The sequence below is a fragment of the Kitasatospora sp. Root107 genome, assembly GCF_001424875.1.
In the GTDB taxonomy this organism is placed as follows: Bacteria; Actinomycetota; Actinomycetes; order Streptomycetales; family Streptomycetaceae; genus Kitasatospora.
This window is the reverse complement of record NZ_LMCT01000042.1, coordinates 1,701-10,954: the sequence shown is the minus strand read 5'-3', so window position 1 is coordinate 10,954 and position 9,254 is coordinate 1,701. Positions and strand designations below refer to the sequence as shown.

Annotated in this window: 9 protein-coding genes and 1 pseudogene; 2 read left to right on the top strand and 8 right to left on the bottom strand. The window is 69.1% G+C overall.

Annotated features, from left to right (window positions below):
* Positions 1 to 217 precede the first annotated feature (217 nt).
* Positions 218 to 409 (top strand): hypothetical protein, encoded by a 192-nt coding sequence (locus tag ASC99_RS28410; RefSeq protein ID WP_057237358.1) that lies wholly within the window; start codon positions 218 to 220, stop codon positions 407 to 409.
* Positions 410 to 955: 546 nt separating this feature from the next.
* Here ASC99_RS28410 and ASC99_RS28400 read toward each other — a convergent pair.
* A complete protein-coding gene (locus tag ASC99_RS28400) occupies positions 956 to 1,387 on the bottom strand; it encodes a hypothetical protein (protein ID WP_057237355.1) in 432 nt (143 codons plus the stop codon).
* A 542-nt stretch (positions 1,388 to 1,929) separates the two neighbouring features.
* On the opposite strand from ASC99_RS28400, the gene ASC99_RS39045 reads away from it, so the two are divergent.
* Complete coding sequence (locus tag ASC99_RS39045) at positions 1,930 to 2,088, top strand: hypothetical protein (protein WP_157531805.1); 159 nt, start codon at positions 1,930 to 1,932, stop codon at positions 2,086 to 2,088.
* A gap of 196 nt (positions 2,089 to 2,284) precedes the next feature.
* Here the strand turns inward: ASC99_RS39045 and ASC99_RS28395 are convergent, their stop codons facing one another.
* The 7 genes and pseudogenes from ASC99_RS28395 to ASC99_RS42350 all read right to left on the bottom strand — a co-directional run.
* The gene (locus ASC99_RS28395) at positions 2,285 to 3,475 is read right to left on the bottom strand and encodes a ricin-type beta-trefoil lectin domain protein (protein ID WP_057237353.1); all 1,191 of its coding nucleotides are present in this window, start codon (positions 3,473 to 3,475) and stop codon (positions 2,285 to 2,287) included.
* Between the two features lie 131 nt (positions 3,476 to 3,606).
* On the bottom strand, positions 3,607 to 4,290 hold the full coding sequence (locus ASC99_RS28390; protein ID WP_057237351.1) for a hypothetical protein: 684 nt from the start codon (positions 4,288 to 4,290) through the stop codon (positions 3,607 to 3,609).
* A gap of 146 nt (positions 4,291 to 4,436) precedes the next feature.
* Positions 4,437 to 5,135: a helix-turn-helix domain-containing protein gene (locus ASC99_RS28385; RefSeq protein WP_057237346.1), complete on the bottom strand. Its 699-nt coding sequence runs from the start codon at positions 5,133 to 5,135 to the stop codon at positions 4,437 to 4,439.
* Between the two features lie 71 nt (positions 5,136 to 5,206).
* On the bottom strand, positions 5,207 to 6,577 hold the full coding sequence (locus tag ASC99_RS28380) for a nucleobase:cation symporter-2 family protein (protein ID WP_369824249.1): 1,371 nt from the start codon (positions 6,575 to 6,577) through the stop codon (positions 5,207 to 5,209).
* A gap of 435 nt (positions 6,578 to 7,012) precedes the next feature.
* Positions 7,013 to 8,416, bottom strand: coding sequence for a nucleobase:cation symporter-2 family protein (locus ASC99_RS28375; RefSeq protein WP_063857221.1), 1,404 nt, complete (start codon positions 8,414 to 8,416; stop codon positions 7,013 to 7,015).
* A gap of 224 nt (positions 8,417 to 8,640) precedes the next feature.
* The gene (locus tag ASC99_RS42355) at positions 8,641 to 8,907 is read right to left on the bottom strand and encodes an SOS response-associated peptidase family protein (protein WP_369824250.1); all 267 of its coding nucleotides are present in this window, start codon (positions 8,905 to 8,907) and stop codon (positions 8,641 to 8,643) included.
* 83 nt (positions 8,908 to 8,990) lie between these two features.
* Positions 8,991 to 9,254: pseudogene (locus ASC99_RS42350) on the bottom strand (hypothetical protein); the annotation flags it as partial.

Sequence of the window (9,254 nt, the reverse complement as noted above, 5' to 3'; positions counted from 1 at the left end):
GACCGGCGGACAACCTTCGTCCGCCGGTCGCACGGGCAGTGATCACACGGCGAGGCGAATCGGACGGACAAGTCCTTAGTGCTCTGGCCGCATACGTTCACCGGGTTGGCTGTGAGACGGACCGTGCCGGTTGGATCGAGGGACGCAAGGTTCAAAGCGGTATGACGACGGCCAGGGTCATCCCGGCACTGGGATCGAGAGCTGCCATCATGGCGCGGTGAACCCCGACATAGCGTTCTTCCTCGCCCCTGATGACCGCAGCGCCGCCAGCGCGCGCCTGGGCCGCGGCCTGGACCGGTTCGCCTCGGTGACAGGCGAGTGGTTCTCCGCACCCTGCGCGGTCGAGGAGTGGGACCTCTACTTTGTCGGCCCACTGCCGGATCCCCCACGACGCAGGCTGGCCTTCTGACGGCGGAGCCAGGAGCCGTCGGCGCCTGTGGCACCACTGCGTTGGATCGTGCCCGAGACCCATGACCGCAGCGGAGTGTTCGCCCTTCCGCCCAGGTTGACTCGCTCGCTCGCCGACGCCAGCCCCGAGGAGCTGGAGGCACTTGCCGCCCGCTGGGCTGAGAGGCTTCGCTCCGAAGACGGCGGCGAAATGACCAAGGATGACGTCCCAGCCCTCGTGCGAGCCGTTGCCCAGCTCGCAGAGACCGCAGTGACCACGGGCGGCAACCTCTGCTGCTTCTTCTACTAGGCATCCCGGCAGCCTGGGCATGCGTTGAGGAGTGCGCGATGCTCAACGCCGACGGCTGATCAGGCCGCCGCCGGGAGGCCGCCCCGTCCTCGCCGCGTGATCAAGCAACCCGGTGAACCTATGCGGTAACAGCACTAGAACTCCCCGCCCACCCCCAGGTCCTGCCGCATCACATGCCGCATGATCTTGATCAGCGCCCACAGCTCGTCCTGGGCCTCGGTGGCGGATTGCAGGCTCTCGCCGGGCCGCGGGGTGGCGCTACGACGACGGCCGGGCGTGGCGCTCGCAGAGCAGGTACGTGATCGGGGAATTCTGGGCGCCGTTGTCGAGGCAGACCCGTACGCTCGCGGCCCCGCCGGGAACGTTTGCCGGCACGTTGAAAGTGAACTTGGCGCTGGTGCCGCACACCTGGTGATCGCTGAGGCTGTGGTTCAGCTGGTGGCCAGCGGAGTCGAGGGTGAACGCCGTGGTCCCCCGGCAGCTCGCCGGGTCGACCGACTTGTGCTCCCCCGTTACGGAGACCGACCGGTTGAACCAGGTCACCGTGCCCCTCGTGTATGTGTTCCCCAGGGTGACGTCGAAGTCCCAGTGCGGGTAGTCGGAGGCCTGTGCGGTAGCCGCAGGAGCGCTCACGAGCATGCCCGTGGCCAGCGCGAATGTGGCGAGAGCGGAGGCAGGACGAGTGCGCATGTCGTCTCCCGGGTCGAGGCCGGAACTCGGTGGGCCGCACGGCGCGGCCGGGCCGAGCACGCCGTCAGCACTGCGCGCGTGCCTGCTTGACACCCGGTTCCGCACTGTGGAGGTCGAAGCTGACGTTGAAGGTCTCCCGGGCAGTGTGGAGCGTGTCCGCGAGCGGCTGGTGCTTCTTGTCCTGCAGCGCGGCCACCCGGGCCACCTCCGCCGCCGCGCCCAGCCGGCCGACCGCCACGTCCCAGGACTGATCCGACGAACCGCTGGCCNCTGCTCGGGCATCCGCTCGGGCAGCATCCGCACCAGCATGCACGCCAACTCGCCGTCGGTCCTGGCCTGATCGCCATCCGACCCACCCGAACTGCAGCTGGCAATGGCCACCAGCGCTGCGATGACTGGGACCAGACGTCTCATCATGGCCATTCCCTCCCCCGGTACTCCACGCCTGGACCAGCTTAGGGACGCACCCTCCCGCCAACAAGCCTCCCGTGACGGACCATCAGCCCTGCGCCCGCTCAACCTCAGGCTGAGCGCGCTCACTGTTGGACACCTTCGAGGACACCGACGACCGGCACCGCGACCTGGAGCGCCTCCTGCAGCGCCTGGTGTGGCTGATGCACGACGACGAGCCACCGGTCCCGACGCCGAACATCGCCGTCATGACCCTGAACAGCTGGGCCGTTGCCCGATACGCGCTCTAACGCGACAGGCTGTCACCGAGGACGGTGAGCCCGGGCACGACGAAGGGGCCGACACCGGACGGCGTCGGCCCTTCGTCGTTGCACGGCCCGAGCGGAACCAGCCTCGGTCGGCCACCCACTGGCGCACGGCTTGGCCCGTTAGAGCGGCCGGGCGGCCGTCCACGGCGCCCGGCCGCCCCGATCGTTCGTCGGACATTTAGTCCGTGACGGGGACGATCAACTGCTCGGAACTCCCGTCGTAGGGCCGTGCCGTCACAAGAGCATCGCCTCCGCTGACCGGCGGACTGGACGTCAGAGCCCAGCCCTTGGCATTGACGATGGCCTTGCGCTGGGTGTCGTACGCCCACTTCTGGGAAGGCAGGTCACCGCTACAGCCGTAGAGATCGACGCTGGCGCCGGACTGGGAGGAACTCTGCAGACATTCGCGGCCCTGCGCGGTGTGGAGGCTGCCGTCGCGGGCGAAGACGAACAGCTGGTTGTTGTTGGGGGTGAGGGAGCAGTAGTAGGTGATCATCTTCCAGTCGCGGCCACCGCGGTCCAGGCAGCCGCCGTTGGCGAAGCGCAGGGACCAGCGGGCGGACTGGCCGAGTCCGGTCTCGGTGATCAGGGTCCCGTCGGCCTGCTTCTGCTGCTGGACCATGTCCTGGCAGGTGCCGCTGGTCGACGTCCCCGTGTTCTCGGCGGTGAGAGTCGCCTTGTTGGCGGTCATCTTCCCCCACCGGTTCTTGGCGTACGCGTTGTCGTTGCAGTCGTAGTAGGAGTTGTTCCAGTCCCAGTACTCCACCCAACTGGTCCAACTCGAGTTGATCTGCGACGACTTCGGCAGCAGGGCCTCGCCGAGGACGAAGCTGGTGTTCGCCGTCTCGTCGGTCACGGTGGCCTTGGACCAGTGCGTCGAGGGGTTGATCTCCACGTGGAACGCGTACGTGTGCCCGGTGATCGGGCGGCCGTGGTTGATGGCATTGTTGGTGCACTGCAGATGCTGCCCCTCACCACCGTTGTTCCAGCAGTGTGATCCCTCGGTTCCGTCCGTGAACTGGAGGTCACTGTCGGCCCAGGTCGACCAGAGGAACTGCCCGTCGTTCTGCTTGGCGAGCTGGAAGCCGATGTAGGAGGTGTTCCCGTTGAACCCGAACTGGTTCGCCCAGAACACGTCGCCGTTCCCCGGGCTGGTGACGACGGTGTTCCGGAAGTCGACGTCCGTCACGGCGCTGCTGGTGTTGAAGCGCCAGTCCGAGTAGGCGCCAGGAGTCTGGCCGGACCTGACCTGGCTGCCCACAGCCGAGGGTGCGGCCGCGGCCGTCGAGATTCCGGCGGACATGCCAGAGAACGGCAGGAGCGCGACGACGACGGCCGGCCAGACGAAGCGGCGTGGAAGATGTGGCATGCGGGATCCTCAGCAGAGAGCGGCGAAGGGCGGGGATTCCCCCGGGGGCGCGGAGAATCGCGCCACCTGAAAGATGGACGGGGGAAGCACACGAAGGATTTCTCTGCGGACCATACAGGGTAACGAGATCACTACTCGCCGTAATGGTGATCTTTGCCGATCTGGCTGGAGATCGCGCCCGCCCGGGCTGCCGAAACAGCGGTTCGGATATAGGTACAACGTGCGAGTCCCGAACGCGCAGGCGCGGCAGTCGGTCTCCGGCCGCGTGACCGACCGATTCGAAGGTCAGCGCCAGTGGTATGACCTTGGGTGCCCAGCAGCCGTGAAACACATGAGAATTGGCCTCCGGCCAGGTACGTGCCTGGTGGATATCTGGGGTCCGTCAGGCACAGGGGGTACATCAGCGGCGAGCCTCCTCGGCGGCCTGGGCGATGTCCGCGGCGAAGTCCGGGTTCTCCCGGTTCCACTGCCGACACGCGGCCTCCCAGTCGGCCCTGGTCGGCGGTCACCTCGGCCAGGGCCTGCGCAAGGTCGTCCGCCCGTGCCCGGTCCGCCTCCGGAGCGGGACGGGACTGCCCGTACGCGTCGGCGGAGGTGATGTCGGCTTCGAGGTCGGCGGCGTAGCGCACCAGGGAGTCGTACAGCCGGGCGGTGGTCTCCAGGTCCATCCGCACCTCGCCCCGTACCCGCCACAGCCGGAAGGTCTCGGCGGTGCGGCGCAGCAGGGCGGTGACGTGGGTGGAAGGCATCATGAGCTCGCCGTCGTGCCGGTAGAGCACCAGCGGGAACGGCTGGTGGTTCTGGTCGTCGTCCACGGGGATTCCCTTCGCGTGGTGTGTCGGTTGGGGGCTGGAGTGCGTCCAGCAGGGCGAGCCGCTGATGGCGGGGCAGCCCCAGCGTCGGATGCCGGTGCCACGTGTGTACTCGGTGGTCGTGGCCAGCTTGGACTGCTGTAGGTGCTTCAGCGTTCTTGGGGACGGCTCACCAGCTCCCAGAAGTACTCCGGCAGCCGGCGCAGCCAGTGGGCCCGTTCAGCGGCGATCTCCCGCAGTCTGGCCTGCTCACTGCGGGCCAGCACGTGCCCCAGGTAGCGCTCGGCGAACTGCTTGTACTCCTGGTGCAGAACTCGAAGGGCGAATTGGGCCTGCCGCTCTTCGACCTTTGCGTAGTCGGCGATCGACGTGACGTGGCTCTTCCAGTGACCGTCGAGAGCCTGCTTCAGCATTTCGATCAGTCGGCCGCCTTGGCCGAGTACCTCCAGCAGGTCGTCGGGAGGCATCCCGAGAGCCGCCGCGAGTGCCCGGGTCTGCTGCTTGTCACCGTTCCAGCGGTGTTCGGTCTCCGCCTTGGCGTACACGTGGGGCTCGATCCCGATGCGGTGGGCCAGCCTTTCGCGGGTCAGCTGTCTGGTCAGGCGGTGCTCCCGCAGCGTCCTGGGGCGTATGGCCATCAGTACGGGGGTGGGGCACCACAGTGCGTCGGCGAGTGCGAAGAGCTGGAGCTCCGACGGGACTTTCTCGCCCGACTCCCAGGCCTGCACCATCCCGGGGTTCAGGTGGATGCCCAATCCGGCTATCGCGGCGGCGACTTGTTCGGGGGTCATGCCCATCCGCAGTCGTGCCTCGCGGGCTTCGGCGGGAGAGAAAGGGGGTGTGGACACGTTCGGGTCACCTCGATGGGGCCCCGCGGAGCGTGGGGCTCCGCCGGGCAAGGGGGGCCGGTCGGCATTGGTCAGCGGACGGCGGGGCGTTCCCAACCCTCGTCGGCCTCTGCGAGGCCGTCCCAGTCGATGTCTTTCAGTGCTCTGCGGCTGGTGAACGCCTGGAAGAAGAGGTTCAGCAGGACCGCGGTCGCGGTGCCGAGAGTGATGCCGTTGCCAAGGACTGCCCGGACCTCCGCGGGCATGCGGTCGAAGAGTGGGGGGACCGCGGTCGGCAGCATCGCGGCGCCGAGGCTGACTGCCAGGATCAGCGCGTTGCGCTCCTCCCGCAGATCGACCTGGCGGAGGATCTGGATGCCGACCGTGGCGACCATGCCGAACATGGCCACTGCGGCGCCGCCGAGCACTGGGTGGGGTATGGAGGCGACCACGGCGCCTGCCTTGGGCAGCATTCCCAGAAGGATCATGAAAACGCCTGCGGCGACCACCACGAATCGGCTCTTGATCCTGGTGATCCTGACCAGGCCGATGTTCTCCGCGAACGCCACGTACGGGAAGGAGTTGAAGACGCCGCCGAGCGTCGTCGCGATCCCGTCGGCGCGCAGGGCCCGGCCCACGGTCTCGCCGTCGACCCGGCGGCCGGTGATCTCGCCCATGGCGTAGACGTCGCCGGTGGTCTCGACCGTCGTGATCAGCATGACGACGATCATCGCGATCATCGCGAGTGGCTCGAAACGCGGCAGGCCGTAGTGGAACGGGGCGCTGATGCCGAACCAGCCGCTCTGCCCGACCGTGTCCAGGGTTGTGTCTCCGAGCGCCCAGGCGACCGTGGTGCCGGCGACGAGTCCGAGCAGCACCGCGACGCTGCTCAGGAAGGGGTTGCCGAACCGTGCCACCAGCAGGATGAGCAGCAGTGTCCCGCCGGCGTAGGCCAGGTTCACCGGGTCGCCGTAGCCGGGCTTGCCGATCAGGTCCGGGCCGCCGCCCACGTCCTGGAGGGCGACCGGGATCAGCACGATGCCGATGACCGTCAGCATGGTTCCCGTGACGATCGGTGGGAGGTACTTCGCCATCCTGCCGACGAAGGGGGCGAGCAGGAAGGTGGCGATCCCGCCGGTGATGACGGCCCCGTAGACGACCAGCAGCCCTGCGGTGCCGCCCCCGGCGCCCTGGCCGATCGCGATCATCGGGGCGACGGCGGTGAAGGTGGCCCCCTGGACGAGCGGCAGCCGGGCTCCGATCCGCCAGAAGCCCCACGCCTGGATGATCGTCGCGATACCGGCGGTGAACAGGTCCGCGTTGATCAGGTAGACCAGCTCCCTGGGCGAGAGGCCCAGGGCGTTGCCCAGCACGATCGGTACCACCACCGCGCCGGCGTAGAACGCCAGGACGTGCTGGAAGCCGTACAGCGACAGCTGCGGGAGCGGGAGGACCTCGTCCACGGGGTGAGCGGAGGTCTGCGTACGTCGGCGCGAACCGAATGGTGCCATCTCTGCCTTGCCTTCGAGGTGGGTGAACCAGAGGTGCGTGAGGAGGGGCGCGGGCGCCGGCGCGGACCAGCCGCTTGGGTGCGGGCGGGTGCGGCAGGCCGACCCCGGCGGTCGAAAGCCCGCCGGGGAACACCGCTGCGCCGACCGCCGCGGGAGGCACCCGACGGCAGCGCACTGCCACCCGACGCCGGGTCGCGGCCGCCACGCGCGGTGTCCCCTGGCGCAGGATGTTCTCGACCTGCGAGCGGAAATGCGCCGGCAGACTCGCCCGCGGTGTGCAGCGGCCGCTGTCCGGCTCGCACCGCGTTGGGATCCTGCTCCTGGGCCGGCGCGTTGCCGGACACCCCGCCTGCCGTGAGGTCGGCGGGGTGCCCGGCCGCAGCAAGGTCAGACCGGGTCGCCCACCCGTCCCAGCGCCTCGATCTGCTCCTCGGGCACGTACGCGGGCGGTACCTCGCGCCCCCGGCCCAGGTGGTTGAAGAGCAGGTTCAGGGTGACCGCCAGCAGGCAGCCCGCCGAGATGCCCGAGTGCAGCACCGTCGCGATCTGGTCCGGGAACGCCTGGTAGAAGTCCGGGAAGGCGATCGGGAAGATGCCGAAGGCGAGGCTGACCGCCACGATGATCGCGTTCGACCCCGCGCTCAGGTCCGCCTTGGCCAGCGTGCGGATGCCCGCCACCGCCACCGAGCCGAACAGCACCACGCCCGCGCCGCCGAGCACCGGCTGCGGCACCAGCGAGACCAGGCCGCCGACCACCGGCAGCAGACCCATCACCACCAGGAAGACACCTGCCAGCGCCACCACGAAGCGGCTGCGGATCCGGGTCAGTGCCACCAGCCCGATGTTCTGCGCGAAGGCCGAGCAGATGAAGCCGTTGAACACCCCGCCGAAGGCGGTCGCGAGCCCGTCCGCGCGCAGGCCGCCGGCGATCGTGCGGTTGTCGGCGGGCCGCTCCACGACCTCACCGAGCGCGATCATGTCGGCGGTCGACTCGGTCATCGAGACCACCATCACCACCAGCATCGAGATGATCGAGGCGGCCTGGAACTGCGGGGCGCCGAAGGCGAACGGGTGCGGCAGCTCGAAGACCGGCAGGCTGCTGAGCGCGTGCGCGTTCACCTTGCCGAGGGGGATCGCCGCCAGGGTGCCCACCAGCAGGCCGAGCAGGATCGAGATCCGCTGCAGGAAGCCGCGCAGGAAGCGGTTGAAGAGCACCACGGCGAGCAGGGTGAGCCCCGCCAGGCCCAGATTTGAGAGCGAACCGTAGTCGGGGGCAAAGGGGTTGCCGCCCTGCGCCCAGTTCCCGGCGACCGGGAGCAGGGAAACACCGATCAGCGTGATCACCGTGCCGCTCACCACCGGCGGGAAGAATCTGACGAGCCGACAGAAGACCGGCGCCAGCAGGAAGCAGAAGAGCCCGGCCACGATGGTGGAGCCGAAGATCAACGGCAGCGCCGCGCCCTTCTTTGCCTCGATCACGGCGAGGATCGGCGAGACCGTGGCGAAGGAGACGCCGTTGACGAACGGCAGCCGCGAGCCGACCCCCCAGATCCCCAGCGTCTGCAGCAGGGTGGCGATGCCGGCGATGAACAGGCTGGCGGCCAGCAGGGTGGTGAGCTGGGCCGGGTCCAGGCCGGCCGCGGCGCCGATGATCAGCGGCGGCGCGGCCACCCCGGCGTACATGCTGGCCACGTGCTGGAGCGCGACGGTCGCCATCCGTCCCGGCGGCAACAGCTCGTCGACCGGGTGCGGCGGGGTCTCGGGCTTCGTGAGTACGGCCTGACGTCCCATGGGGCGTCCCTCCACATCTGAGGTGGCTTCGGGCCCGGGAACGACTACCGAGGTGCGGGACTGGCACGGTGGCGCTGGGACGACCCTGGCGGACGACGGTGCCGTCGCCCGCGCTGCCGGAACCTGCGGCGAACAGGCCCCAACCCATGGGGGAATTTCCGCGATACGGAACCTGAATTCCGATATTCGCGTTATCTAGAATCTAGAAAGGGCCGACCTCACCGTCAAGAGCTCTCGTTCGATCGTCGCACGACACCGCAGAATCTGTAACTTCCTCCAATCGCGGCTCGAACCGGTCGTCCCTGCAGACGTCTCACCTTCGCAGCCTGGAGTCCCCGGCCGGCCGGGCAGCGCTTCAGCCCGTGGCCGCCGGTGGCGGGGACGGATTCCCACTCGCAGCAGCCGTCGCCTGGGATGACGCAGCGCCGCTCCCTGAACGCCTTCCGAAAGGCCGGCTTCTCGTGGACGGTCTCCACCCTCGCGTTGATCATCCTGGCGCCGGCCTTCGGGGCCTTCGACCAGGACGGCACCAGCCCCAGCGCAGCGCCCGCACCTGCCGGACAGTCTCCCCGGCCTACCGGGCGGCCCGCTCCAGCCCGGCGAGCACCTCGCCGGCCGGCGCGACGTTCCAGCTCGGGGTGACGGCCCCGGCAACCGGCCAGACGCCGGCACGCGGCAACCCGGCGAGGTCGGGCGCCTTCGGCTCCGGGGGCGCGGGCTGAACCTGGGGGTCGCGGCGGGCCTCCGGGGCACCGCACCGGCTGCTACTGCTGCTGGCAGCGAAGTGGCTGGGCCCGGCGATGCCGAACCGGCGGGCGGCGGCCTGCATCACAGCTTG